This window comes from Plantactinospora sp. CNZ320, assembly GCF_002846275.1.
Genome location: NZ_PJMP01000001.1, coordinates 3,549,280 through 3,573,162 on the forward strand (window position 1 = coordinate 3,549,280; position 23,883 = coordinate 3,573,162).

Genomic DNA, 23,883 nt, shown 5'->3' on the forward strand with positions numbered 1-23,883 from the left:
ATGACCTGACGTCACCAAGATCCAGCAGAGCCGGCTGAAGCAGGGACATCGTCCCTGCTTTTTCCATGTGATGAGCCGGCTCGGCTCCCGGGCGCCGGCCCCGGGGTGGCGGTCGGCAGAGAGGGAGCCTCGACGATGACCACCACCGGAATGGGTCGGGTCAGCGACCAGCGCATCGACCGGATCGTGCCGCTGACCACCCCGGCGCTGCTGCACCACGAACTGCCCCTGGACCAGGCGTTGGCCGACGCCGTGCTGGACGGCCGACGATCGGTCGCCCAGGTGCTCGACCGCCAGGACGATCGGCTGCTGGTCGTCGTCGGCCCGTGCTCGGTGCACGATCCGGCGGCGGCCCTGGACTACGCCCGACGGCTGCGGGTGGCGGCGGCCGAGCACGCCGAGGACCTGCTGGTGGTGATGCGGGTCTACTTCGAGAAGCCCCGCTCCACCGTCGGCTGGAAGGGCCTGATCAACGATCCGGGGCTGGACGGTTCCGGCGACGTGAACGCCGGGCTGCGGGCCGCCCGTGCGCTGCTGCTGGACGTACTCCGGCTGGGGCTGCCGGTCGGCTGCGAGTTCCTGGACCCGATCACCCCGCAGTACATCGCCGACACGGTGGCCTGGGGCGCCATCGGGGCACGTACGGTCGAGAGCCAGGTGCACCGCCAACTCTCCTCCGGCCTCTCCATGCCGATCGGGATGAAGAACCGCCCGGACGGCAGCGTAGGTACGGCGGTCGACGCGATCCGGGCCGCCGGGGTGCCGCACGTCTTCCCCGGCATCGACGTCTCCGGGGCTCCGGCGATCATGCACACCCGGGGTAACGCGGACTGCCACCTGGTGCTGCGCGGCGGCCGTGGCGAGCCGAACTACGACGCCGAGTCGGTGGCCGAGTCGCTGGCCCTGCTCCGGGCGGCCGGGCTGCCCGAGCGGCTGGTGATCGACGCGAGCCACGACAACAGCGGCAAGGACCACCGCCGGCAGCCGGTGGTCGCCGCCGAGGTGGCCCGGCAGATGGCCGAGGGCCAGCGCGGCATCGTCGGGGTGATGCTGGAGTCGTTCCTGGTACCTGGCCGGCAGGACCTGGACCCGACCCGGCCGCTCGAGTACGGGCAGTCGATCACCGACGCCTGTCTCGGCTGGCCGGAGACCGAGGATGTGCTGGCGGACCTGGCGGCAGCGGTCCGGGCCCGGCGGGTGGCGGCACCGACGGGTACCACCGTCAACTGAGCGGTCCCGGGCTGGTGGCGGCGGCCGATCGGGCCGCCGGCCACCCGCCGGGATGCCGCGGTGCCGGCCTGGCCGGCTGGCGGGGTGTGACGTAGCAGTCAGTTGGGAGATCCACCTCGACGCAACCGGGCGGTTCGGTGCGGCGTCTGGATCAATAGGGCGAAAGGCGCGCGTACGGTTGTGCTCGCGCCGGCCGCCCGCCCGCGACCTGCCCGCCAGACCCAGAGGTTCATGCGATCATGCCGAAGCTCCGCAAACGCAGCCTGGTCAAGGCCGCCACGCTCTTCACCTGTGCCCTGCTCGCCGGGGTGGTGATCGCCGGTGCGGCGTTCCCGGCGGTGGCCATGTCCGGCCTGGCGGCGAAGGCCGGCGCCGACTCGTTCCAGGACCTGCCCACCGAGCTGACCGTGCCGCAGGTGCCGGAGGTTACCCAGGTCTTCGCCGCCGACAACAAGACGCTGATGGCGACGTTCTACGACGAGAACCGCCAGGACGCCCCGCTGGCCGAGATCTCCCCGGCGATGCGGAACGCGATGATCGCCGCCGAGGACCACTCGTTCTACAAGCACAACGGGATCGACGTGAAGGGCTTCATGCGGGCCCTGGTCTCGAACTTCACCGGCAACTCCCGGCAGGGCGCCTCGACGCTGACCATGCAGCTCGTCCGGATGTCGATCACCTACGGGGCGACCGACCCGAACGACGTGGTGGCGGCGAGCGAGGACACCAACGCCCGCAAGCTGCGCGAGATGCGCCTGGCGGTGGCGCTGGAGAACAAGCTGACCAAGGACCAGATCCTGGAGCGCTACCTCAACATGGCGCCGTTCGGCCACGGGACGTACGGGGTGGCCGCGGCGAGCCGGTTCTATTTCGGCAAGGAGCCGAAGAACCTGACCGTGCCGGAGGCGGCGATGATCGCCGGGCTGGTCAAGTCACCGAGCTACTACGACGCGCTGGACACCAAGGGGCCGGGCCACGGCCGCACGCTGGACCGCCGCAACTGGGTGATCAGGCAGATGCAGGAGACCGGCGCGATCACCGAGGAGGAGAAGGCGGCGGCGCTGGCCACCCCGCTGACGGTCAAGGGGCAGCAGCCGGCCAACGGCTGCACCAGCTCGGTACACAACGACTGGGGCTTCTTCTGCGACTTCTTCTACCGCTGGTGGATGGATCAGGAGGCGTTCGGCACCACCACCTACGACCGGGAGCGGCGACTCAAGGGCGGCGGGTACCGGGTCGTCACCACCCTGGACCCGGCGGTGCAGAAGGCGGCGTACAAGAACGTGCAGCAGTACCTGCCCACCGGCCGGAAGGACGCCCTGATGGTGGCGGCCGTGGAGCCGGGCACCGGTCGGGTACGCGCGCTGGCCACCAACCGGACCTTCGGGCTGGACAACCCGGCGAAGCCGAAGAACCCGATCTCCAGCAACCCGAAGCAGGCGGACGCGGGGATGCGGGCGACCTATCCGCGTACCACGAACCCGCTGCTGACCGGTGGCGGTGACGTCGCCGGATACCAGGCCGGTTCGACGTTCAAGATGTTCACCATGGTGGCCGCGCTGGAGCAGGGCTACCCGCTCAGCCTCAACTACAACGCCCCGCAGCGCTACCCGTCGAAGTACACGGCGAAGGCCGGCACCCCTTCGGCCTGCCCCGGCACCGAGCGGTGGTGCCCGGTGAACGACAACACGGACATGGCCGGCATGCACGACATGTGGAGCGCGTTCGGCCGGTCCGTGAACACCTATTTCGTACCGCTTGAGGAGCGGGTCGGGGCGGCGAAGGTCGTGGACGCGGCGCAGCGGCTCGGCATCCGGTTCCGGCAGCCGGGCGAGGCGGCGATGGCCAAGGACCCGGTCCAGGCCGACGGCTGGGGCTCGTTCACCCTCGGTGTCTCGGCGACCACCCCGCTGGACCTCGCCAACGCGTACGCCACGCTGGCCGCCGACGGCAAGCACTGCGCGCCGATCCCGGTGCAGGAGGTCAAGGACCACTCCGGTAAGGCGCTGGACATCGCCAAGCCGCACTGCGAGAAGGCAGTCGACCCGGAGGTGGCCCGGGCGGCCGTCGACGCGGCCCGGTGCCCGGTCGGCGACCAGTCCGCGTACGGCAAGTGCCGTGGCTCGACCGAGGCGGACGCGCGTCGGGTGGTGGGTCACCCGGTGGCCGGGAAGACCGGCACCACGGACAACGACCGGACGGCCTCGCTGGTCGCCATGACCACCTCGCTCTCGGTCGCCGGGATCATGGCGAACCCTGACTGGCCGGAGACCACCGCCGACATGGACCACGACATCGTCAACCCGGCCGTCTACGAGACGCTCGCCGACGCGATGAAGGGGAAGCCGAAGAAGAACTTCGCCAAGCCTGGCGAGAAACTGGTCTACGGGGACCAGCGCTCGGTGCCCTCGGTCAGCTGCCGCTCGGTCGACGACGCCACCACTGTGCTGCGCAACGCGGGCTTCAAGGTCGAGGTCGATCCGAACCGGGTGGCCTCGAACTGCCCGGCCGGTTCGGTCGCCGGCACCGATCCGGACGGCCGGACCGTCTCCGGCGGCGTGGTGATGCTGCGGGTCAGCAACGGCCAGCCGTCGTCGACGGACGGTCCGGGCGGCGGTCGGCCCCCGACGACCGAGGGCGGCCCCGGGGGTACGGCCGGCGACCGACCCGGCCGACGCGGCTGACGCGCAGACGAGTACGCGGCACAGACGGTACGCGGCACAGACGGGTACGCGGCACAGACGGGTACGCCGCCCATGGCGGGAAGCCATGGGCGGCGCGGTGTCGGTGTGCAGGTCGCCTCTCGGCGAGTGGCACGACGCGGCTCCAGCCGGACGGTATTCCGCGAAGGCAATAGGGTGAGGCCCGGGGACACTGGACACACCGACAGTCCTAGTCAACCTCGGATCCGGGCCCGGTGTTCCGGTCTTCGCCGTGACGCAGGTCACCGACTGTGAAAACCAGACGGCGGCCCCGGAGCGGTACGGGTTTGGCCGATCCGGCACCGGGTAGCTGATCTCCGTGACCGACCAACCGGCCGTGACCGACCAACCGGCCCCTGACGTGTCGACAGATCCGGAACTCGACGCCCTGCTCGACGACCTCTACTCCGGTCAGGAGCGGCTCACCCAGGCGGAGATCCAGCGACGGGCGGTCGCCGCGGACGTCTCCGCCGAGCTGCTGACCCGGATCAACGCGCTCCCCGAGGGCGAGTACGCGGTCGACGAGGTCGCCGACCTGCTCGGCGGTACGGCCGGCTGACCCGGACGGCGGAGGAAAGAGCGGCGAGGAGAGAGCGATGACCGAAGACGACCGGCCGCAGCAGGCCCGGCTGGCTCCGCTCGGCCAGCCGCCCGGAGAGACGGATCCGCAGTACGACCCGGACTTCACCAACGAGCACGACAAGACGGCGGTGGACGAGGAGATCATCACCGACAGCGACACCGAGCGGGAGCCCGAGTCGCCGCGCGGCTGGTCGGGGATGCAACGCTGAACGGGTACCGGAACCGGTTGATCAAACGGAAAGGTCACGCTACCTGGCAGGTAGCGTGACCTTTCCGCCGTCGGCGGCACGTTCGAGCGGATCAGCCAGGAACGTCCGACATCTCGGAGACTCGGCGGATGTCGACCTCGATGTCGTCGATGATCCCGTCGAAGAGGGCGACGAAGCGGCGGCCCCACTCGACGGCCTCCTCGTGCGAGCGCACCTCAAGCAGGGCGAAGCCGGCGATCAGTTCCTTGGTCTCGGTGAACGGCCCGTCGGTGACCGTCTTCTTGCCCCCCGAGACGGTGATCCGCGAGGCACCCTCGCTGGTCGGCCGCAGCCCCTCGGCCGTCAGCAACACCCCGGACTGCGCCGCTTCCTGGACGAAGCCCCCCATCCGCTGCAGGAACTCCGGGCTCGGCTGGTAGGCGCCGGGAATCCGCTCGTCGATCTTGTGCATCAGCATGTACCGCATTGGTTTACTGTCCTCTCCACTTGGTTTGTTCGGTCTGGGTCGCGCCTGGGCTCAGTTGCCTCCGGTTTCGGCCCGCACCCTGATCAGCAGGGCCGACAGCCACCCGAAGATCGCCACCGAGCCGATGGCCATCGGGACGCTCACCGACTCCTGGTCCTGCCAGGTGCCCACCACGACGAGGGCGAGCAGGGGAAGGACGCTCAGTACGGCCCAGCCCCGCTGCCGCAGCCGCAGGAACCGGAGGGCGAAGATCACCGCAGCCACGCTGAGCGAGCCGAAGGTCAGCATGGCGCCGATCCCGTGCGCGACCGCGTGCCAGCTCATGGTCTCGGCCGGGCCCTCCGGAGCGCCGGCCGGCCAGCCCATGCTGGGGTCGGCGACCATCACCCCGGCGAGGATCAGCCCGACCCCGGCCAGGGCGATCATCGAGACGCCCCAGGTCCCGCCGCGCCGGCCCCGCAACGCCCGCCGCAACCCGACCGCGCCGGTCAGCACCAACAGCCCGGTGAGGACGAAGTTGGCGATCTGGACCCAGCCCCAGTCGCCGAGCGACAGCAGGCTCAGCGGCTGCCGGCTCAGGTCGAAGCCCTCCCGGGTGAGCAGTTGGATCCCGACCAGGCCGAGGAACAGCGGGGCCGCCACCGCCCCGGCAGCCAGCAGTCGCCGGGTCGTCCCCGCCTCGGCGGGTACCCGGATCGCCCTGGCCTCGGTCGCGCCGGCCACCGCCGCTGTCGCCTCCGTCGTCGCGTTCGTCATCGCTTCTCTCCTCGTCCGCCTGCCGTCCGTACTCCCTGTCCGGCCCTTTTGCTGACGCGTCGAGCGACCGGAACCCGGATCGACATCGCGGCGAAAAAATCTTGGAAAGAAAATTCCGGCCCGGTACGGGCGACGCCGGCGCCGGCCTCAGGAGGCCGTGGCGGCGGGCTCAGGAGGGCGTCGGCTGGGGACGGCAGGCGGCGGCGCGGGCGCGCAGGAGCCGCTGCTCGCGTTCGTTGTCGGTCAGCTCGGCGGCACGCTCGAACTCGACCCGTGCCTCCGCCAACCGGCCCAACCTGACCAGCAGGTCACCGATGACGCTGGGCAGCAGGTGATATCCGGCCAGGGCCGGCTCGTCGGCAAGGGACCGGGCCAGTTCCAGTCCCGCCGCCGGACCCACCGCGAAGGAGACCGCCACCGCACGGTTCAGCTCGACCACCGGTGAGGGCACCAGCCGGGCCAACTCCGCGTAGAGCTCCACGATCCGGGGCCAGTCCGTCACCTCGGGCGTACGGGCCCGGGCGTGGCAGGCCGCGATCTCCGCCTGCACGGTGTACGGCCCGGCCGGCCCGCCAAGTTCCCGGGCCCGGTCCAGCGCGGTCAGACCCCGCCGGATGGAGTTCTGATTCCACCGGCTCCGATCCTGGTCGAAGAGGAGCACGGGCTCGCCCGCCGGGCCGACCCGGGCCGCGTTGCGGGAGATCTGGATCTCCATCAGCGCGGTCAGCCCGAAGACCTCGGGCTGGTCCGGCATCAGGGAACAGAGGACCCGACCGAGCCGGAGCGCCTCCTCGCAGAGCGCCGGGCGGAGCCAGTCGTCACCGGCGGTCGCCAGATAACCCTCGTTGAAGATCAGGTAGATGACCTCCAGCACCGAGCCGAGTCGTTCGGTCCGCTCGTCCGGCCCCGGCGTCTCGAACGGTACCTTCGCCTCGGCCAGGGTCCGCTTCGCCCGTACGATCCGCTGGGCGACTGTCGACTCCGGGACGAGGAACGCCCTGGCGATCTCGCCTGTGGTCAGGCCGCCGAGCATCCGCAGGGTGAGCGCCGCCCGCGCCTGTGCCGGGAGCACCGGGTGGCACGCGGTGAAGACCAGCCGCAGCAGGTCGTCCTCGATCTGCCCGTCGACAGCGTCCTCGACGGCGGCGTGGTCGTCCTCGACCAGTTCGCCGCCGACGGTCAGCTCTCGTCCGAAGGTGGCGAGCTTGCGTTCCGCCATCGTCCGGTGCCGCAGCCCGTCGATCGCCCGCCGCTTGCCGATCGCCATCAGCCAGGCGCCTGGGTTGTCCGGAATTCCGTCGCGGGGCCACTGTTCGAGGGCGGCGACCAGCGCGTCCTGGGCCAACTCCTCGGCCCAGCCCACGTCCCGGACCATCCCGAACAGGCCGGCGACCAGCCGCGCCGCCTCGATCCGCCACACCGCCTCGACCGTGCGATGCACCTCGCTGACGCCCATGATCCCCGATCAGACCAGCAGGCCCCCGCGACTGGCAACCGGCCGCCCGGCCACGATTGGGCCGTACCCGCAGCCCAGGACGGGTACAGCGACGCTCACAGCTTCGGGGAGCGGCTACGGGCGGGAGGCGGCGCGCTGCGCGACCGCGTAACCCATCTGGAGGAAGTCGGAGGCGGCCACCGCGGTGAAGGCCGTCGCCACCAGCCGGGTCAGCCGGGGCGCCAACACCAGGCCGCCGGTCAGCCCGGTGGAGACCCAGACGGCCAGGCAGAACGGGCAACTGAGCAGTTCGCCGACGGCGTGCCTGGTGGAGCTGCCCTCGTCGCGTACCTGCTCCATCACCTCACCGCTGCCGATCGGCCGGTCGTAACGGGTGAACGGCGCCCGCAGCGGGCTGGTCACGGCGTCCTTGGAGAGCAGCCGGCTGAGCTTGTGGGTGGCCACCGACAGCAGTACGACGTCGGAGACGCTCGGCCGTTCCGGTACCCGTCGCCCGGTCGTCTTCGCCGCGATGCCCAGCGCCAGCGCCACCCCGGCGTACGTCCCCATCGTCGCCAGGTAGCCGCCGAGCGGCCGGTGCTCGTCGGGCGCGTACGCCTGCCGCAGTCGCGCCACCCTGTCCCGTACGTTCATCCCGCCTCGTTCCGCGTCCGCCTACCTACTGCTGCCGCCCGCCGTCCGCTGGGGGGCGCGGCCGTACCCGCCGTTGTGCCGGGCACGCTCACCCGGGGGTGAGGTTGTCGTCGACCTCCCGGGCGAGGCCGGCCAGCGACTCGTCCGCGATCTCGTGCAGCCGCTGCTCAGAGGGCTCGCCCTCCAGTTCCAGTCGTACCGTCGCTCCCCCGGCGTCGACCGCGCGGACCTGCAACCGGGCCGACCAGTCCGGGGAGTCGCCGCTGCGCCACCGGGCCCACAGGTCGGCGGTGGAGAGTTCCGGTCCCGGCACGCCGTCCCCGCGCAGTGGGGCGGGCAGCCAGGCGCCCACCCGGTCCGGGTCGGTGGCGGTGTTGAACACCACCTCCGGCGGGGCGGACATGCCCCGCTCGGCGTGGCCCGTCACCACCCGCCGTCCCGCAGGCGACTCGGGTCGACCTCCCGGCCCGGGTGCCGGGTCAGGTATTCGGTCTCCAGTTCGGCGGTACGCCGCAGGTGGTGACCGAGCGCGGTGTCGGCCGCGTGCCGGAGCGTGTCGAGTCTGGTCCGGTGCAGGCTGTGCATCTCCCGGAACAGGTCCTCGTCGCTCAACTCGACCGGGTCGACGCCGAGGTTCTCCTCCTCGGCACCCACGAAGTCGCTCGCGGTGCCGCCGCGCCGGACCGGGTCACCGTCCCACTGGCCGATGCGCTGCTCCGGGCTGCCGTCGATCGGCCCGGCGTCGGCCGGGAAGAACTCGTCATGGCGTACTGATTCGGACATCGTCGCCCCCATAACTCGTTTGGGTGGACGACTAGACGGTTGCCCAAACCGGGTACCGCCAAACCCGGACCGGCGTGGCGACACTACGACGCCGTGTCGGAGACGGAACCGACCGGCCCGGTACGCTCGGGGGCATGAAACGGCTGTGTACACCGGCGTGGATCCTGCGTCACGTGTTCACCGTCGCGGTTGTCGTCGGCTTCCTGGCCCTCGGCTGGTGGCAGATCAGCCGGGCGCTGGCGGGCAACACCCTGAGCTGGGCGTACGCCTTCGAGTGGCCGATCTTCGCCGGGTTCGTCGTCTTCCTCTGGGTGCGTGAGGCCCGTTACACGCTGCGCGGTGGCCGACCCCCCGAGGCCGAGTCGGCACCGCCGCCGGCCCGGCCGAGCACCCCGGGGGTACGCCGACCGGTGCGCACGGCCCGGCCACGGCTGGCCGTCGAGGGGCCGGAGGACCCGGCGCTGACCGAATACAACCACTACCTCGCGTGGCTGAACGCCAACCCAGGCGCCCGGCCCGTCGACTATCCCGGCCTGGGCCGGCAGCAGGAAGGATGAACCGTGGGCGCTGCCCTGACCCGCTACCGTGTGGTCGCTTACGTCGTCGGCGTCGTGTTGATCGCGCTCGTCGTGGTGGGCATGCCGCTCAAGTACCTCTGGGACGATCCGATCGTCGTCGAGACGATCGGCCCGGCACACGGCTTCCTCTACATGGTGTACCTGGTCGCCACCTTCGACCTGGGTCGCCGGGCGCGCTGGCCGCTGGGCCGGATGGTGCTGGTCATGCTCGCCGGGACGATCCCGTTCGTCTCGTTCGTCGCCGAGCGGGCGGTCACCCGGCAGGTACGCGAGCCGGAGCCGGAGCCGGCTGAGTCAGAGCCGGTGGCCGGCTGAACCGGAGCCGGGTTGGCCGGCTGAGCCGGTGGCCGGCGCTGAGCCGGTGGCCGGCCGGATCGCTGCCGAGGGGGCGACCGGTAGCCGGCTGAACCGCCGCCGGCCGCCGGTCGCGAGCCGCCCCGCTCGTCGCCAGGCCGTTCGTTCATTTGAATATCTCGCGATATACGAGGTCAAACCCCGTGATCGGCAGCGCCGGTTGGACCGGAACGTGAATGAATCACGCTGCCGGATCGGCTTTCACGCGTTACGGAGCCCGTCGACGAATGCCCGCCAGGCCGCCGTGTCGAACAGCAGCGACGGCTCCGGATCGACCGAGTCGCGGACGGCGGTACCGCCGGCGACCTGAGCCACCTCGACACAATGCTGCGATTCGCATCGAGTGCTCTTCCGCCAGACGAGCTCGGCGGAACCAGTCTGTGACATGCGCCCTCCCCGGCACTAATACTGTTGCGGCAGATGCCGCGACAACGGACAGAGGCTACCCGTCACTCCCCATTCCGCACAGCCCGGAATATCCGCGATTATGATGTCGGGGTCGACAATGGACACAACCGGTGATGACGCGGTCGCGGCAAGCAGGCACGCTGGTGGAACGGGGCGGGCCCGTGTAGCCTGCACAAAAGTCTGGCCATCTGGTAGGTAGCCGGTAGCCAGGTGGCAGGTTGCCGGGATCAGAAATGAGCCGGATCGACCCTCGCTCGGCCGCCCGGGGCGCCGTTTGAAGGGAGCGTTCCCAATGACTACGGCGTACGGCCCGACCGTGGGTCGCCGCAAGCTCCGTTCGGCGATCCGGCGGGCCAGGGAAGCCGCCGGGTTCACCCAGGAGCAGGTGGCGCTCGCGATGGACTGGTCGCTGTCCAAGCTCATCCGGATAGAGGCGGGATACGTCTCGATATCGACAAATGACGTCAAGGCATTGCTCAATTACTATCAGGTGCGCGATCCCGATCAGGTCGATGAACTCGTGCAACTGGCCCGGGTCTCCCGGCAACGCACCTGGTGGTCGCAATATCGTGACGCACTGCGACCCGCCTATTATTCGTACATCGGGCTGGAGGCGGAGTCTTCCGAACTCTATTTCTACCAGTCCGTCGGGATGCCGGGACTGCTCCAGACGCAGGCGTACGCGCAGGCGGTCCTCCAGACGGCAATTCCGAAACTGGACGATCCGGAGGAGGCACAGGCTTCCGTCGCGCTACGGCTACGCCGCCAGCAGGAAATGCTCGGTCGGCCCGATCCGCCGAACATCGTCGTGGTCTTCGACGAAGCGGCGCTGCACCGGCAGACCGGTGGACCGGCGGTCATCCGGGAACAACTCCTGCATCTGGTCCGCCTCGCCGAATCCGGCCGGATCACCGTCCAGGTGCTGCCGTTCACCTCGACCGTCTACACCCCGCTCGGCCAGTTCGTGATCGTCCGCTTCGCCGGCGGGGAGGACGCCGACGTGGTCTATCTGGAGAGCACCGGGCTGGAGGACGTACTCGACGATCCCGACGCGGTGACCGCGCACCTGCGAACCTTCAACGGGCTCCGCGAGGCGGCCCTGAGCCCGGCCGAGTCCCTGCGCCGGATCTCGGAGATCGCCGCCAACCTGGCCGGCTGACCGGCCGCCGAGAAGCGCTCCGCCGGAGCCGTCGAAGGTCCGGCGGAGCGCTCCTCGATCGCGGTTACGACATCGGCTCGTAGGGGGTGTCCGAGGCCGGCGGGTACGCCAACCCGCCCAGCCGGGCGGCTTCCCGGGCGCGGATCAGTGCCCGGGTCACCTGACCGAACTGCCGCTCGTGGTCGGAGCTGAACAGCAGCACCGTCTCGCCCCGGTACTTTCCCCACAGTTCGTACGCCGGCGGTCGCCACCGGTGGCCCACCAGGGCGAGACCGACAGGCACGAAGGCGGCGAGCCCGAGCCCGGCGTAGGTGGTGGCGGGGAGCCGGTGGAGGTCACCGGTGTAGCCCAGCGCGACCCCGATGCCGACGAGTACCGCGGCGGTGACCAGCACCGCGCGCAGCGTCAGCCGGTCGTGTGGCCCACGGGCGGTCTGTAGGTGGGTGAGTTCGGAGATCGTGAACTTGCGGCCGGCGACGACGAACGCCTCGTTGGTGATCCGTACGCCGGGTGCCCGGTAGATGTCGACGGGGCGGGGACGGGACAGTCCAGATACCTCGAATGACGCGTCTGGCAGGTGGACCTGGGGGCGAGTAGGCTCCATTCTTGCCTCCAACGGCTCCTGAGGCGGGATTGTGCGGATGGTTCGTACAGATCGGCATCTGGTGGCAGCCGGATGCCGATCGTCTTGCCGGTGATCGGGGGCGCGGCGGCCGCCCGGGACTACGGCTGGTTCACTGGAAGCGACCTCGGCCCCCCTGCTGGCGACTACGCCGTGTGCTGCTGTGCCGGACCCCTGGAGAGCCTGTCGGCTCCCGCATCTCATTGTGCGAAGGGCACACCAGCAAGTCGAAGGTACGCAGACAGCCACCTGGCACATTTCCAGGCGGCAGCAAGGCTTCCCGTTGCCCTGTGCCCGGATCCGTGGTGTTTTGCCCTTACTCAGCCGGAGCCGCCATCCGCCAAGAGCGACCTATCGGGCGAAGGACCGGAGAGTGGCCGGAGAAGCCGCCCGCCACCGCTCGACATCACGGGCGGAACGGCCCGCGGCACGCTCGGTGATCAAGACATTCGGGTTATCACTCGCCACTGCCGCATCTCACCCGCCCACCACTGTCGGTAATCCCGCCCCCGGGCTACGTTGAACCGGCTGGGCCCGGTCGTCAGTCATCCCCCCGGGTGGCGCCGGTCCGGTGTCGCCGCAGGCACGGTCGCGGTGGCGCACGACCGCCACCCGCCTGATCGCGGTGGCGCACGAAGAAGGGTTCTGCACACGTTGTCTTCGGTGCGGATCCTGCTGCGTACCCTCGTCGCGGCCGGCCTCTCGGCGGCACTGCTCGCCCCGATGCCGGCGGCCCGGGCCGAACCCTCGGTCGGCGAACTCACGCAGCGGATCAACAAGGCCTCAGCCGAACTGGAGAAGGTCGTCGAGTCGTACAACAGGCTCAACGAGGAGATCAAGGAGAGCAGGGCCGCTGCGGCGACGCTGAGCGCCCGAATCGGGCCCCTGCAACAGCAGGCGGACCAGAGCCGGGCCGAGGTGGCCGAGCTCGCCAACCAGGCGTACAAGCTGGGCGGGCTGAGCACGGCGAGCGCGCTGTTGAACCCGGGCGAGAGCAACAGCCTGGTGAGCCGGCTCAGCGCCCTGGACCGGTTGGCCCGGGACCGGGACCGGCAGATCGCGGGCTTCGAGGCGACGCAGCGCCAGTACGCCGAGGAGAAGGCCCGACTCGACGCCACGCTGGCCCGGCAGACCGCCCAGGCGAAGCAGCTGGAAACCGGCAAGAAGCGGATCGAGGGCGAGCTGGCCAAGCTCTACGAGATGCGCCGCGAGGCGTACGGGTCGGCGACCTCCTCCGGCAGCAGGTACACCGGCAGTGTCCCGGCCGTCTCCGGCAAGGCCGGCGTCGCCGTCAGGTACGCCTACGGCGCGATCGGCAAGCCGTACGTCTGGGCGGCCGAGGGACCGAACGGCTACGACTGCTCAGGCCTGACCCTGGCCGCCTGGCGGGCCGCCGGCAAGTCCCTGCCGCACAACGCCGCGATGCAGTGGGACAAGGTGGCGAAGATCAGTCGTGGTGAGCTGAAACCCGGTGATCTCGTCTTCTACAGTGGACTCGGCCACGTGGCGCTCTTCGTGGGCAGCGGCAAGGTGATCCACGCGCCCCGGGCCGGCGAGAGCGTCAAGCTGGCCGACGTGGACATGATGAGCCCGTACGGCTACGGACGCGTCCGCTAGCCTCGCCCAGTTTCGCTCGCGCACCGGAGGGGGTCACCTCCGGCGCGCGAGCGCGTTGTGGACCAGCACGTCCAGCAGTTCCGGGTAGTCCATCCCGGCGACCTGCCAGATCCGGGGGTACTGCGACACCGGGGTGAAGCCGGGGAAGGTGTTGACCTCGTTCAGCACCGGGCGCACACCGTCGCGGAGGAAGAAGTCGATCCGGGCCAGTCCGGCGCAGCCGAGCGCCCGGAACGCCCGCACCGCAAGGTCGGAGAGTTCGGCGGTCACCGCGTCGTCCAGCCGGGCCGGGACCTCGAAGTCCGTGCCCGGGAGGTCGTCGTGCCTGTCGTCGTGGAGGTCGTCGTACCTGGCCCCGTGATCGGAGGAGGAGGACCGGTCCCCGGTGGCCCGGACCTCCAGCGGCGGACCGACCTCCAGGCGGCCGTCCGGGCGTTCGAGCACCGCGAGGTCGATCTCCCGGCCGGGTACCGCCGCCTCGACGAGCACCTTCGGGTCGCTCGACCGGGCCCACTCCAGCGCCGCCGGCAGGTCGGCCCACTCGGTCACCCGGGTCACCCCGAGGCGGGAGCCGGCCCGGGCGGGCTTGACGAAGACCGGCAGGCCGAGCCGGCGCAACTCCGCCTGCGGCAGCACGCCCCCCGGATCGGTCGGCCGGGAGACCACCGCGTCGGCGACCGGGATCCCCTCGGCGGCGAGCAGCTTCTTGGCGAACTCCCTGTCCATCCCGGCGGCGCTGGCCAGTACGCCGTTGCCGACGTACGGCACGCCGGTCAGTTCCAGCACCGCCTGGAGGGTGCCGTCCTCGCCGTACGGGCCGTGCAGGGCCGGAAAGATCACGTCAGCCGTACGCAGCCGCTCGACCGCCTCAAGAACGCTGACCGGGGTACCCGTGCCGAAGACCCACTGCCCGGTACGGCTGATCAGTACGGGCTCCGGTCGGTAGCGTGACCGGTCCAGGTTCGCCAGCACGCTCGCCGCCGACCGCCGGGAGACCCGGTGTTCGCCGCCGCGCCCGCCGGAGAGGACCGCGACCGTGATCGGCGACTCAGACACCGACCCGCTCCCGTCCGCTGCTCAGCTCGGCCCGCACCGGCGGGTCGCCGTGCCACGCTCCGCCAAGTCTGATCACGTTGCGCGAGACTAGGAGCTTTCTGTGCGGTTTTCGTGAAGGCGAGGTGCGAGAACCGTTCGACCATGTGCCAACCAGGCTCGCCTCGACGCCGGCCGGTGGCGCCCGCGCCGACGCCTGGCGCGGCCGGACGCTAACCTGCCGGGATGACTCCGTCGGAGGCCAGGAAGCTCGCCGCTGTGGTGCTCGACCGCCTCGCCCCGCACCTGCCCGAGGCCGCCTCGGCAGGTGGTTCCGGCCCGACCGGGCGGCTCTACGAGCTGGTGGCGGAGCGCCTGCGCGCCCTCGACGAGGCCGAGGCGCTGGCCGAGCTGGTCCGGGAACCCCGGAACAACTCGCTGGCCAGGCGCCTGCTGAGCACCGCGGCGACCGAGGATCCCGGGTACGCCGCCGAGCTGGCCGCCGCCGTCGACTCCCTGCCGGCAGCGACCGGTGGGCGGGTCCCGGCGGATCGGACGGCTACCGCCGCAGTGACGCGGTCGCAGACCCGGGAGCCTGACGCCGTACCCGGATCGGACAGTGGTCGACGGCCGCGCCGCTACGGTCCCTGGATCGCGCTCGGCGCGGTCGTGCTGCTGCTCGTGGTGGGCGGCCTGGGCGTCCGCGCGGTGCTCGACGGGCTCGACGGCGCCGGCGGGCTCACCGCCGACTCGAGCTGCGAGGAATACCAGCAGGCCCCACCGGAGGAGCGGGTCGCGGCGATCCGGCGGATCGGGCTGGCCAAGGGAGTCTCCGGAGTGGACAGTCCGCTGGTGATGACGGCAGTGGACCAGCTCTGCGACGCCCAGCCGACGGCACGGATCGGCGACCTGATCGCCCGCTTCGACGGCTGAGCCCGCCCGGAAACCGGGGCGACCTCACGAGAAATCGACCGTCCGTGACCGGTGCCGGACGCCGCCAGCCAGTACGCCGCCGAGCAGCAGCCCCAGACCGACGGCCTGGATGGTGTTCAGCACAATGGCGACGCCCGCGCTGATCATGCCGAACTCCTCCGAGGAACGGTCATCGTCGAGCAGCGTGGGAATTGACGCCAGCCAGGCCACGGTGGCGATGATTCCGATCAGGGTCACGCCGCAACCCGCGACGGCAAGTCCCCGGGCCATGCGGGAGAGCCGATCGCCACGGGCCACCACCAGGATGACACCGACCACCAGCACCAGCAGGACTGGTGCATGCCCGACGATCTGGGTGAGCACAAATCTGACAGCTTCCGCGGACACGGTGCCTCCATCCCTCACGCGACGGGACAGAGGTTATCGGGCACGATCAAGCGGGAGTCCGCCGTGACCGGACGGTGGCCAACGGATTCGGGCTACCCTCGCCCCGCTCGTCCCCGCCGGTCCGGACCGAGGCCGGTGAGGAAGGCCACCCAGGCGGTCGGCACGAACCGGAGCACGGGGCCCTCGGTGTCCTTCGAGTCACGTACGGCGACGCCGGTGCCGGACCGGGCCACCTCGACACAGTTGCCGCCCTCGCCGCCAGATCGACTGCTCTTTCGCCAGGTCAGCATGCTTTCGTCCGGCCGCATCCCGTCCGGCCCTCCCTCACGCCCAGAAGGCCGCCGTCTCACTGAGCAGCCGCGCCGATTCTTTCCGCGACAACGCTGCCGCAACCAGGTGGTCGAAGGCAAGCACGAACGAGGCGATCTGGGCAGGCTCGTCGATATAGAGCGCGCCCGTTCGGTGTTCGGTGTAGACGAGGCCCGGATCAGTGGGCTCGGGAAAGCCGAGAATGGCGAACGGCCGGCCGAAGGCGGTGTACGCCGGACTGTCGAACCGGACCACCCGCAGCTCGACATGGGATCGCTCGGCCAGCAGCGCCAGGTGGCCGAGCTGGTCGCGCATCACCGCCGCGTCCCCGACCCGGCACCGCAGTACCGCCTCGCCGAGCACCACCCGCAGTCGCATCGGGTCGTGCTCGTGCAGCCGCCGCTGGCGGGCCAGCCGGAGTTCGACCTGACGGGTCAACTCCTCGGCCGGCGCCAGCGGCTGGGTGGCCCGGATCAGCGCGGTGGCGTACGCCTCGGTCTGCAACAGGCCGGGCACCAGGTGGGTCTCCACGGTACGGATCTCGGTCGCCTCGGACTCCAGCCCGACGTACACCTCGAACCAGTCCGGGATCGCGCCGCCGTAGGTGACCCACCAGCCGCGCTGGGTCGACTGCTTCGCCAGGGTCGCCAGCACCTCGCGGGTACGTTCGTCGGCCACCCGGTAGATGTCGAGCAGCGCGAGGACGTCACGGGTCCGGGTCGAGTGCTTGCCCGCCTCGATCCGGGAGATCTTGGCATCGGAACACTTCATCCGTTGCGCCACCTGAAGCAGGGTGAGCTGCTCCCGTTCGCGCAGGCGGCGCAGTTCGATGCCGAGCCGGCGACGCCGGGCGGTCGGACTGATCGGCACGGAGTCCTCCCCGATCGCTCCGTCGGCACGGGCGCGCCGGCCGGGCCGGCGACGGCACTCCCCTGCGACGCGAGCGGAACTCACTGTCCTGGTGCCGGCCACCCTAATGCTCGATGCCCCACCGCGCCGCGCAGGCACCCGATCCGCCACCCGGGGGATGCGACGTCCGGCAACCGGCGGCCAGGGTTCGGCACCCGGCAGCCAGCGACGGGGAAGCGGCCGGCGCCCCGGGGGACGCCGGCCGCTCACCGGTCTGTCGAAGTGGCCGCCGCCCGGCGCCGTGCCGGAGCGGGCAGCCCTGCCTACTCAGGCCGCCTGGAGCCCTTCGGCCCGGGCCAGCTCGCGCAGCCGGCCCAGTGCCTGGATCTCCAGCTGCCGGATCCGCTCCCGGGAGAGCGAGAACCGGGAGGCGACCTCGGTCAGCGAGTGCTCCCGACCGTCCTCCAGGCCGTACCGGGCCCGCATGATGCCGGCCGACCGGTCGTCGAGGTGGTTCAGCAGCCCTTCGATGCGCTGCCGCTCCAGGCCGGTGAGGACGATCTCCTCCGGCGACGGTGCGTCGCTGTCGGCGACCAGGTCACCGAGGTTGGTGTCGCCGTCGTCGCCGACCGGGGTGTCCAGGGAGACGGTGTCCTGCGACCAGCGGACCAGCTCGTGCACCCGCTCCACCGGTACGCCCAGGGCCGCCGCGATCTGCTCCGGCTCCGGGTCGGTACCCAGCTCACGGGTGAGCTGGCGGGCCACGTTACGCATCCGGTTGACGTCCTCGACCAGGTGTACGGGCAGCCGTACGGTGCGCTCCTGCTGCGCGATGGCCCGGCTGATCGCCTGCCGGATCCACCAGGTCGCGTACGTCGAGAACTTGTAGCCCCGCTCGTAGTCGAACTTCTCGACCGCCCGGACCAGACCGGTGTTGCCCTCCTGGATCAGGTCCAGCATCGGCATCCCGGAGCGCACGTACCGGCGGGCGATGGAGACGACCAGCCGGAGGTTGGCCCGGATGAAGAGGTCCTTCGCCCGCTCCCCCTCGACCACCAGCCGCTCCAGCTCGGCACGGCTGACGCCGACCGGAAGCTTGTCGGAGTCGATCAGGTGCTCAGCGTAGAGGCCAGCCTCGATGGCCTTGGAGAGGTCGACCTCGGCGGCGGCGTCGAGCAGCGGTGTGCGGGAGATCTCGTGCAGGTACACGCCGACCAGGTCGCGCTCCTCGGCGACCTCGTCGGTCCGCATCACGATCTTCTTCTCCACGTTCCCCACGGTCCCCTCGTCGTTCCTCCCGGTGGCCCGGGTTCCTGCTCCTGCCATCCCCACGTTCATCAGCCCTCCCCGTAACTTCCGCTGTGCCCCGCGGTGCTGACACCTACACAACAGTTGAGACGCGTTGGGGATTCCATCTGGTGAGTCGAAAGTGTCACGAATGCCTGAGTAGTTGCTGAAAGCACGATCGACGTTTGCTGTCAGTCGTCCCGATCGGGGCATGTCGGAGCCGGAGACAGCGCAGCTACGGGGCCTTGCGACGGCTCTGCACCCGTTATCGCATCATCACCAGACAACGACGCACAGCGATCCACGTCACCAGATCGCTGCGATGCTCGTCACGCTTCGATACACGCACGGCGCGGCCGATCGGTTCATCCCGCCGCCCCAGGGTTACCCCTCCGCCTGCGCAACAATCCGGGGCCCGGGGATAGTCCCGGGTCCTGCGGACCGGGCCCGGCGACGCTGCGGGACCCGGTCGAGCGGGGCGGTGGGGGTCAGCCGGCGAGCAGGGCTATCGCGCCGCGTACCTGGTTCGCCGAGCGGTCCAGCGCGGCTCGGGCGTCGGCGACGGCCGCACCGGACAGCAGCGACACCAGGGCCGCCTTCAGGTCACCGTCGGCCTCGGTCAGCGCGCGCTGTGCGACCTCCTCGGGGCAACCCGTCGCCTCCACGAGGATCGAGATCATGCGTCCCCGCAGTTTCGCGTTGGTCGCGACCATATCGATCATCAGGTTTGAGTAGACCCGCCCCAGCCGCACCATCACGGCGGTGGAAAACCCGTTCAGCACCAGTTTCTGGGCGGTCGCGGCCTTCATCCGGGTCGAACCGGTAACCACCTCGGGACCGGTCTCGACCCCTATGAAGACCGTCACCGACCGCGCCGCCGCGGCGTTCGGGTCGGCACAGATCATCACGGTGTCGGCGCCCAGGTCGGTCGCCGCGCCCAGTGCCCCGAGCACGTACGGGGTACGCCCGCTGGCGGCAAGTCCGACCACCAGGTCACCCGGGCGTACGCAGCCGCGCGCCTCCTCGGCACCGCCTGGCGCGTTGTCCTCGGCGTCCTCGACGGCCCGCCACATCGCGTCCGGCCCACCCGCGAGGTGTGCGCAGAACCAGCGGTCCGGAGCGTTGAAGGTGGGCGCCAGCTCGGCGGCGTCGAGCACACCGAGCCGGCCCGAGGTGCCCGCGCCGAAGTAGTGCACCCGGCGGCCGGCCCGCAGTGCCGTCACGGCCAGCTCGACCGCGACGGCGATCTCGTCCAGCACCTTCGTCACCGCGGCCGGCACCCGCCGGTCGTCGTCGTTTATCACCCGCAGGACGTCGCGGACGGACATCAGGTCGAGGTCGAGACTGCGCGGGTTGCGCAGCTCGGTCGGGGCACTGACCCGGACCATCACACGCGGGTCCCGCCCCCGCCCGTCGGCGGTACCCCCGACCGCGCCGGCATTCCCGGCCCGCGCGACCGTGCCGTCCGCCGGATAACCCGACTGCGGCTGGTAAGAGGACCCCGCGTTCGGGTCCGGACGCGGGGTGGTAGGTGGTGCACCGGGCTCGACCCGTCCGGCCGTCATTTCCGCCCCCCAGCATCCCGGTCATCGCCGAGCCCGTCGCTCATCTCGTCGCCGCCTCGCCGTACGCGACGACGCCTCGCGGCACCATCGCGCCGGCCCGGCGGGGCCATCCGCTTCTCATGCCCGTCTCCCCTTGACCCGGTGCGGCTGCACCGCCTCGGCGGTGACCTCCAGTGCCTTCTTGGCCTTGGCCCGGTTGCGCGCGGCTACCCCGACGAAGAGGCAGTCGACCACCGTCAACTGGGCGAGCCGGCTGGCCATCGCGCCGGACCGGTACGTCGTCTCCCGCGCCGCCGTGGTGAGCACGTGATCGGCGACCTCGGTGATCGGCGACCGGGGGAAGTTGGTGAGCGCGACGGTGGTCGCCCCCCGGGCCCGCGCCTGCTCCAGCACCTCGACCGCGTCCAGGGTGGTGCCGGTGTGCGAGATGCCCATCGCCACGTCACCCTTGCCGAGCAGGGCCGCCGAGGTGAGCGCGGTGTGCACGTCCGGGAAGTAGAAGGCGGTCCGGCCGATCCGGTGCAGTTTCTGCTGGAAGTCGGAGGCGACGAAGCCGCTCGCCCCGGCACCGTAGATCTCGATCCGGCCGGCGCCGCTGATCGCCTCGACCACCTGCTCGCAGACTGCCGCGTCGAGCTGTTCGGCGGTCTCCTCGACCGCCCGGGCGTCGCTGAAGGCGATCGTCGCGATGATCTGCGCCAGGTCGGCGCCGGGTGGGATGTCGCCGCCGACGACCCGGGCGTCCGGTGGCTCCACCCGGCGGGCGGCCTCGGCGGCGAGCCTGATCCGCAGTTGCGGGTAGCCGTCCATGCCGACGGACCGGCAGAACCGGATCACGGTGGCCTCGGAGGTTTCGGCGGCGGTCGCGAGGTCTGTGATGGTCCGGCGAGCGGCATCCGCGGGATCCGCCACGACGAGCCTGGCCACCCGTTGTTCGGCCGGCGACAGCGACGGGAGGAGGCCGCTGATATGGACGATCAGCCCGCCTGTCTCGTGACTCGCAGAAACCTTCGCAGTCTTCACCACGGATGAAACTTACTTTCACGATGCCGGGAGCGTCAACCATGACGCGCTATACCTGCGAAACTACGCCCAATCAGTGGGAAATTGCGGCCGGTCAGCCCAGCCGAGCGTGCCATTCCCGCCACACCTTCGGCCCGGCGGGGTGGCCGAGCCCGCAACACCGGACGGCGTCCGGATGAATTGTCATCGATCGATAGGCTACCGGACCGGTCCCGTCGGCGGGTCGAAAACGGAGGTCCCGGAGCCCGGTGGCCGGGCTGCCCGGCCCATGGTGCCGCCGACGCGGAGCGTGGCCGCCGAAGCGGCAGCGACCGTCCAAACAGGACCCGTCCGGCCGGCCGGAGGGGTGCCGGGGCGACCCGGGCGGTGTGCCGGCGCCACGCCAGCCGCTGCCGATAGCGTGGCAGGCATGGCGGAACGGACTGTACTGATCAGCGGCGGAGCGGGCGGGCTCGGCGGGGCGGTCACCACCGCCTTCGTCGCGTCCGGGTGGCGGGTGGTGGTACCCGTACGGCCGGACGACGGTACGACCCTCGGGGTACCCGGCGAGGCGGGCGGCGGGGTGCTGCGCGTCGCGGCGGACCTCACCGACCCGGAGCAGGTCACCCGGGCGGTCGAGGTGGCCGGCGGGGACGCCGGGGCGCCGTTGCGCGCGGTGGTGAACCTGGCCGGCGGGTACGCCGCCAACGGCCTGGTGCACGAGACCCCGGTCGACGACTTCGAAGAGATGATCAGCCGCAACCTCCGCCCGACCTACCTGGTCACCCGGAGCGCACTGCCGCACCTGCTGGAGGCCGGCGGCGGGTCGGTGGTCTGCGTCTCCTCCCGGGCCGCGGTCGCCCCCTTCCCCGGCGCCGCCGGCTACGTCACCGCGAAGGCGGCGGTACTCGCCTTCGCCTCGGCGGTCGCCGTCGAGTACCGGCAGGCGGGGGTGCGCTGCAACACGGTGCTGCCCAGCGTCATCGACACGCCGGCCAACCGCGCGGCGCAGCCCAACGCGGACCACTCCCGCTGGGTGGCGCCGGCGGAGATCGCCGGGGTGATCCACTTCCTGGCCAGTGCCGAGTCGGCGCCGACGAGCGGCGCGACGATACCGGTGTACGGCCGGGCCTGACCGACCCGGCCCGGACCGGCTCCGCCTCGCCCGGCTCGCCCACCTGCCCCGGCTCGCCAGCCTTCCCCGGCTTGTCCGGCTCGCCCGCCAGCCCCGGCTCGTCCGGTCCGGGCCACCGGCCGGCCGGATCCGGCTGGCCCGGCGCGGCAGGCGCCGAGCCCGGGACGAGCGGATCCGGCGGACCCGAGTCGGGGGGCGCGGAGTGCGGGACGGCCGGATCCGGCTGATCCGGGTCGGCGGGCGCGGAGTGCGGGACGGCCGGGACGAGGTGGGGTCCGCCGGACGGGTCCGGCGCGCCGGTGCCAAACCCGGGCAGCGGGCGGTCCCCCGGCAGCCAGGCCCGCACCGCGGCCTGGATCGCCCGGGTCACCTCGTCCGGCGAGCGGTTGGCGTCCACCACCACGAACGTGGCGGACTCCGGCAGCGACGGGTACGCCGCCACGCCGGCCGCCAGGTAGTCGATGTTCTCGTGGTCGGTGCCCCGGACCTCGATCCGCCGGTACGCCTCACCCGGGTCCACGGCGAGCAGGAAGGTGATGTCCGGCGGCGGGAAGATCCGGTACAGCAACCGGGCGAGGCTCTCCCATCGGCGTCCACCACCGTGCGCCCGGATGCTGGCGTACTGGCACACCGAATAGCGGTCCATCACGGCGACCCGGCGGTGGAGTCGGGACCGCAGCAGTGCCCGCGCGATCGCCAGCCAACGCAGCACCGACTCGGCCAGCAGCATCCCGTTGCGACCCAACAGGCGCTGGGCGTCCCGCCGGCCCAATTTGCGGGCCAGCCGGCCGAACCATCGCCGACCGCCCGCGTTCTGCCAGTACGTCGCCGGAATGCCGCTCGCGGTCAACGCCTGCGCGAGCCGGTGCGCCTGAGTCGTCTTGCCGGAGCCGTCGATCCCGACCAGGGCCACGGCCCGCAGCCGCCCCCCGTGCCGCCGCTGGAGCAGAGTTCGGGCCACGCTCAGCAACGGTACCCGGCGCCCGCAGCCCCCCGGCCCGGCAAAGCCGCCAGCGTCCGCGCTGCCGCCCTCCGGGGCGTAACGGGCGGCTCTCCCAGCAAGGGACTGGCGGCCGGTACGTGCCGGTACGTCCGGTTCCGGGGCGGGGTGCCGTCACCGGTACCCGGCCCAGGTGTGAAGGAACGAAGTGCCGGGTACCGGTAAATCTCCACCCCATTGACCAGATGCCCAAGGGCCATTGACCCGGGAGAACCGATGGATCACAACGGCGACGAGACCCTCCTTGCCACCCTCAAGCGGGTCGCCGCCGTCCTGAAGCAGTCCGAGATCCCCTTCGCGCTGGGCGGCAGCTTCGCGGTGTACGCGCACGGCGGCCACTCCAGCGACCACGATGTCGACTTCCTCATCCGGGAGCAGGACGTCGATAGCGCCCTGGAGGCGCTCGTCGAGGTCGGCTTCACCGCCGAACGCCCCCCGGAGGACTGGCTGGTGAAGGTCTGGGACAACGACCGGATGGTGGACCTGATCCATCGCCCGATCGAGACCCCGGTCACCGACGAGACGTTCCGGGACACCGTGGTGCGCCCGGTCGACGCCATCCACATGCCGGTGCTGTCGGCCACCACCCTGATGATGCACAAGCTGCTCAGCTTCTCCCAGCACTACTGCGACTTCGCCCGCGGCCTGCCACTCGCCCGCTCGCTGCGGGAGCAGATCGACTGGGACCGGGTACGCAAGGAGACGGCGCACTCCCCGTACGCCGAGGCGTTCCTGGTGCTGCTGGACCGGTTGGACGTGGTGCCCTACTCGCCGAGCGGCGGTGAGCGGCCGTACTCGCGGGTCGGCGCGGACAGGGGGATGACCGGCA

General features: G+C 71.2%; 25 protein-coding genes and 2 pseudogenes. 11 read left to right on the forward strand and 16 right to left on the reverse strand.

Annotation, left to right across the window (positions count from 1 at the left end; translation table 11 throughout):
• The first annotated feature begins 135 nt into the window (after positions 1-135).
• From CLT71_RS15570 to CLT71_RS15585, 4 genes are all read left to right on the forward strand, one after another.
• On the forward strand, positions 136-1,230 hold the full coding sequence (locus CLT71_RS15570; RefSeq protein ID WP_101367748.1) for a 3-deoxy-7-phosphoheptulonate synthase: 1,095 nt from the start codon (positions 136-138) through the stop codon (positions 1,228-1,230).
• Positions 1,231-1,469: 239 nt separating this feature from the next.
• The gene (locus CLT71_RS15575; RefSeq protein ID WP_101367749.1) at positions 1,470-3,914 is read left to right on the forward strand and encodes a penicillin-binding protein; all 2,445 of its coding nucleotides are present in this window, start codon (positions 1,470-1,472) and stop codon (positions 3,912-3,914) included.
• 337 nt (positions 3,915-4,251) lie between these two features.
• A complete protein-coding gene (locus CLT71_RS15580) occupies positions 4,252-4,491 on the forward strand; it encodes a hypothetical protein (protein WP_101367750.1) in 240 nt (79 codons plus the stop codon).
• A gap of 37 nt (positions 4,492-4,528) precedes the next feature.
• Positions 4,529-4,723, forward strand: coding sequence for a hypothetical protein (locus tag CLT71_RS15585; RefSeq protein WP_101367751.1), 195 nt, complete (start codon positions 4,529-4,531; stop codon positions 4,721-4,723).
• Between the two features lie 91 nt (positions 4,724-4,814).
• On the opposite strand, the gene CLT71_RS15590 is transcribed toward CLT71_RS15585, so the two are convergent.
• The 6 genes from CLT71_RS15590 to CLT71_RS15615 form a co-directional block, all read right to left on the reverse strand.
• Positions 4,815-5,189, reverse strand: a complete 375-nt coding sequence (locus CLT71_RS15590; protein WP_101367752.1) for a YciI family protein — start codon at positions 5,187-5,189, stop codon at positions 4,815-4,817.
• Between the two features lie 51 nt (positions 5,190-5,240).
• The gene (locus CLT71_RS15595; RefSeq protein ID WP_101367753.1) at positions 5,241-5,945 is read right to left on the reverse strand and encodes a DUF998 domain-containing protein; all 705 of its coding nucleotides are present in this window, start codon (positions 5,943-5,945) and stop codon (positions 5,241-5,243) included.
• 169 nt (positions 5,946-6,114) lie between these two features.
• A complete protein-coding gene (locus CLT71_RS15600) occupies positions 6,115-7,401 on the reverse strand; it encodes an RNA polymerase sigma factor (protein WP_101367754.1) in 1,287 nt (428 codons plus the stop codon).
• A 114-nt stretch (positions 7,402-7,515) separates the two neighbouring features.
• Entirely contained in the window at positions 7,516-8,034 is a 519-nt protein-coding gene (locus CLT71_RS15605; RefSeq protein WP_101367755.1) for a DUF1360 domain-containing protein, read from the reverse strand.
• A gap of 88 nt (positions 8,035-8,122) precedes the next feature.
• Positions 8,123-8,437: an SRPBCC family protein gene (locus tag CLT71_RS15610; RefSeq protein WP_199187913.1), complete on the reverse strand. Its 315-nt coding sequence runs from the start codon at positions 8,435-8,437 to the stop codon at positions 8,123-8,125.
• A 20-nt stretch (positions 8,438-8,457) separates the two neighbouring features.
• Entirely contained in the window at positions 8,458-8,817 is a 360-nt protein-coding gene (locus CLT71_RS15615; RefSeq protein WP_101371479.1) for a DUF6158 family protein, read from the reverse strand.
• A 134-nt stretch (positions 8,818-8,951) separates the two neighbouring features.
• Between CLT71_RS15615 and CLT71_RS15620 the strand changes: the two genes are divergently transcribed.
• The gene (locus CLT71_RS15620) at positions 8,952-9,374 is read left to right on the forward strand and encodes a hypothetical protein (protein WP_101367756.1); all 423 of its coding nucleotides are present in this window, start codon (positions 8,952-8,954) and stop codon (positions 9,372-9,374) included.
• 3 nt (positions 9,375-9,377) lie between these two features.
• The gene (locus CLT71_RS15625) at positions 9,378-9,710 is read left to right on the forward strand and encodes a DUF3817 domain-containing protein (RefSeq protein ID WP_101367757.1); all 333 of its coding nucleotides are present in this window, start codon (positions 9,378-9,380) and stop codon (positions 9,708-9,710) included.
• A gap of 240 nt (positions 9,711-9,950) precedes the next feature.
• On the opposite strand, the gene CLT71_RS15630 is transcribed toward CLT71_RS15625, so the two are convergent.
• Positions 9,951-10,136: a DUF397 domain-containing protein gene (locus CLT71_RS15630; protein ID WP_101367758.1), complete on the reverse strand. Its 186-nt coding sequence runs from the start codon at positions 10,134-10,136 to the stop codon at positions 9,951-9,953.
• Positions 10,137-10,449: 313 nt separating this feature from the next.
• Here CLT71_RS15630 and CLT71_RS15635 point away from each other — a divergent pair, with 313 nt between their 5' ends.
• Entirely contained in the window at positions 10,450-11,316 is an 867-nt protein-coding gene (locus CLT71_RS15635) for a Scr1 family TA system antitoxin-like transcriptional regulator (RefSeq protein WP_101367759.1), read from the forward strand.
• Positions 11,317-11,380: 64 nt separating this feature from the next.
• Here the strand turns inward: CLT71_RS15635 and CLT71_RS15640 are convergent, their stop codons facing one another.
• Positions 11,381-11,920 (reverse strand): DUF6232 family protein, encoded by a 540-nt coding sequence (locus tag CLT71_RS15640; protein WP_486483280.1) that lies wholly within the window; start codon positions 11,918-11,920, stop codon positions 11,381-11,383.
• 672 nt (positions 11,921-12,592) lie between these two features.
• Here CLT71_RS15640 and CLT71_RS15645 point away from each other — a divergent pair.
• On the forward strand, positions 12,593-13,555 hold the full coding sequence (locus tag CLT71_RS15645) for a C40 family peptidase (protein WP_101367760.1): 963 nt from the start codon (positions 12,593-12,595) through the stop codon (positions 13,553-13,555).
• Between the two features lie 33 nt (positions 13,556-13,588).
• On the opposite strand, the gene CLT71_RS15650 is transcribed toward CLT71_RS15645, so the two are convergent.
• On the reverse strand, positions 13,589-14,611 hold the full coding sequence (locus tag CLT71_RS15650; RefSeq protein WP_101367761.1) for a D-alanine--D-alanine ligase family protein: 1,023 nt from the start codon (positions 14,609-14,611) through the stop codon (positions 13,589-13,591).
• A gap of 222 nt (positions 14,612-14,833) precedes the next feature.
• Between CLT71_RS15650 and CLT71_RS15655 the strand changes: the two genes are divergently transcribed.
• Positions 14,834-15,520 (forward strand): hypothetical protein, encoded by a 687-nt coding sequence (locus CLT71_RS15655; protein WP_101367762.1) that lies wholly within the window; start codon positions 14,834-14,836, stop codon positions 15,518-15,520.
• Between the two features lie 24 nt (positions 15,521-15,544).
• On the opposite strand, the gene CLT71_RS15660 is transcribed toward CLT71_RS15655, so the two are convergent.
• The 6 genes from CLT71_RS15660 to CLT71_RS15685 form a co-directional block, all read right to left on the reverse strand.
• The gene (locus CLT71_RS15660) at positions 15,545-15,883 is read right to left on the reverse strand and encodes a hypothetical protein (RefSeq protein WP_101367763.1); all 339 of its coding nucleotides are present in this window, start codon (positions 15,881-15,883) and stop codon (positions 15,545-15,547) included.
• Positions 15,884-15,999: 116 nt separating this feature from the next.
• Positions 16,000-16,215 carry a DUF397 domain-containing protein gene (locus CLT71_RS15665; protein ID WP_101367764.1) on the reverse strand — a complete coding sequence of 72 codons (216 nt, stop codon included), beginning with the start codon at positions 16,213-16,215 and terminating at the stop codon, positions 16,000-16,002.
• 16 nt (positions 16,216-16,231) lie between these two features.
• Positions 16,232-17,086, reverse strand: a complete 855-nt coding sequence (locus tag CLT71_RS15670) for a Scr1 family TA system antitoxin-like transcriptional regulator (protein ID WP_158242245.1) — start codon at positions 17,084-17,086, stop codon at positions 16,232-16,234.
• Positions 17,087-17,392: 306 nt separating this feature from the next.
• A complete protein-coding gene (locus tag CLT71_RS15675; RefSeq protein ID WP_486483281.1) occupies positions 17,393-18,391 on the reverse strand; it encodes a sigma-70 family RNA polymerase sigma factor in 999 nt (332 codons plus the stop codon).
• Positions 18,392-18,840: 449 nt separating this feature from the next.
• The gene (locus tag CLT71_RS15680; RefSeq protein ID WP_101371481.1) at positions 18,841-19,740 is read right to left on the reverse strand and encodes an N-acetylmuramic acid 6-phosphate etherase; all 900 of its coding nucleotides are present in this window, start codon (positions 19,738-19,740) and stop codon (positions 18,841-18,843) included.
• A 294-nt stretch (positions 19,741-20,034) separates the two neighbouring features.
• Entirely contained in the window at positions 20,035-20,943 is a 909-nt protein-coding gene (locus CLT71_RS15685) for a MurR/RpiR family transcriptional regulator (RefSeq protein ID WP_101367767.1), read from the reverse strand.
• A gap of 406 nt (positions 20,944-21,349) precedes the next feature.
• On the opposite strand from CLT71_RS15685, the gene CLT71_RS15690 reads away from it, so the two are divergent.
• Entirely contained in the window at positions 21,350-22,054 is a 705-nt protein-coding gene (locus CLT71_RS15690) for an SDR family NAD(P)-dependent oxidoreductase (RefSeq protein WP_101367768.1), read from the forward strand.
• Between the two features lie 310 nt (positions 22,055-22,364).
• Here CLT71_RS15690 and CLT71_RS15695 read toward each other — a convergent pair.
• Positions 22,365-23,024: pseudogene (locus CLT71_RS15695) on the reverse strand (dTMP kinase); the annotation flags it as partial.
• 246 nt (positions 23,025-23,270) lie between these two features.
• Between CLT71_RS15695 and CLT71_RS15700 the strand changes: the two are divergent.
• Positions 23,271-23,843 (forward strand): annotated as a pseudogene (locus CLT71_RS15700) (nucleotidyltransferase family protein); the annotation flags it as partial.
• Between the last annotated feature and the right edge of the window lie 40 nt (positions 23,844-23,883).

Excerpts from the sequence above, each read along its gene's own strand:
- CLT71_RS15570 (WP_101367748.1), top strand. The coding sequence starts at position 136 with ATGACCACCACCGGAATGGGTCGGGTCAGCGACCAGCGCATCGACCGG.
- CLT71_RS15575 (WP_101367749.1), top strand. The coding sequence starts at position 1,470 with ATGCCGAAGCTCCGCAAACGCAGCCTGGTCAAGGCCGCCACGCTCTTC.
- CLT71_RS15585 (WP_101367751.1), top strand. The coding sequence starts at position 4,529 with ATGACCGAAGACGACCGGCCGCAGCAGGCCCGGCTGGCTCCGCTCGGC.
- CLT71_RS15590 (WP_101367752.1), bottom strand. The coding sequence starts at position 5,189 with ATGCGGTACATGCTGATGCACAAGATCGACGAGCGGATTCCCGGCGCC.
- CLT71_RS15595 (WP_101367753.1), bottom strand. The coding sequence starts at position 5,945 with ATGACGAACGCGACGACGGAGGCGACAGCGGCGGTGGCCGGCGCGACC.
- CLT71_RS15600 (WP_101367754.1), bottom strand. The coding sequence starts at position 7,401 with ATGGGCGTCAGCGAGGTGCATCGCACGGTCGAGGCGGTGTGGCGGATC.
- CLT71_RS15605 (WP_101367755.1), bottom strand. The coding sequence starts at position 8,034 with ATGAACGTACGGGACAGGGTGGCGCGACTGCGGCAGGCGTACGCGCCC.
- CLT71_RS15610 (WP_199187913.1), bottom strand. The coding sequence starts at position 8,437 with ATGTCCGCCCCGCCGGAGGTGGTGTTCAACACCGCCACCGACCCGGAC.
- CLT71_RS15615 (WP_101371479.1), bottom strand. The coding sequence starts at position 8,817 with ATGTCCGAATCAGTACGCCATGACGAGTTCTTCCCGGCCGACGCCGGG.
- CLT71_RS15620 (WP_101367756.1), top strand. The coding sequence starts at position 8,952 with ATGAAACGGCTGTGTACACCGGCGTGGATCCTGCGTCACGTGTTCACC.
- CLT71_RS15630 (WP_101367758.1), bottom strand. The coding sequence starts at position 10,136 with ATGTCACAGACTGGTTCCGCCGAGCTCGTCTGGCGGAAGAGCACTCGA.
- CLT71_RS15635 (WP_101367759.1), top strand. The coding sequence starts at position 10,450 with ATGACTACGGCGTACGGCCCGACCGTGGGTCGCCGCAAGCTCCGTTCG.
- CLT71_RS15640 (WP_486483280.1), bottom strand. The coding sequence starts at position 11,920 with ATGGAGCCTACTCGCCCCCAGGTCCACCTGCCAGACGCGTCATTCGAG.
- CLT71_RS15655 (WP_101367762.1), top strand. The coding sequence starts at position 14,834 with ATGACTCCGTCGGAGGCCAGGAAGCTCGCCGCTGTGGTGCTCGACCGC.
- CLT71_RS15665 (WP_101367764.1), bottom strand. The coding sequence starts at position 16,215 with ATGCGGCCGGACGAAAGCATGCTGACCTGGCGAAAGAGCAGTCGATCT.
- CLT71_RS15675 (WP_486483281.1), bottom strand. The coding sequence starts at position 18,391 with ATGGCAGGAGCAGGAACCCGGGCCACCGGGAGGAACGACGAGGGGACC.
- CLT71_RS15680 (WP_101371481.1), bottom strand. The coding sequence starts at position 19,740 with ATGGTCCGGGTCAGTGCCCCGACCGAGCTGCGCAACCCGCGCAGTCTC.
- CLT71_RS15690 (WP_101367768.1), top strand. The coding sequence starts at position 21,350 with ATGGCGGAACGGACTGTACTGATCAGCGGCGGAGCGGGCGGGCTCGGC.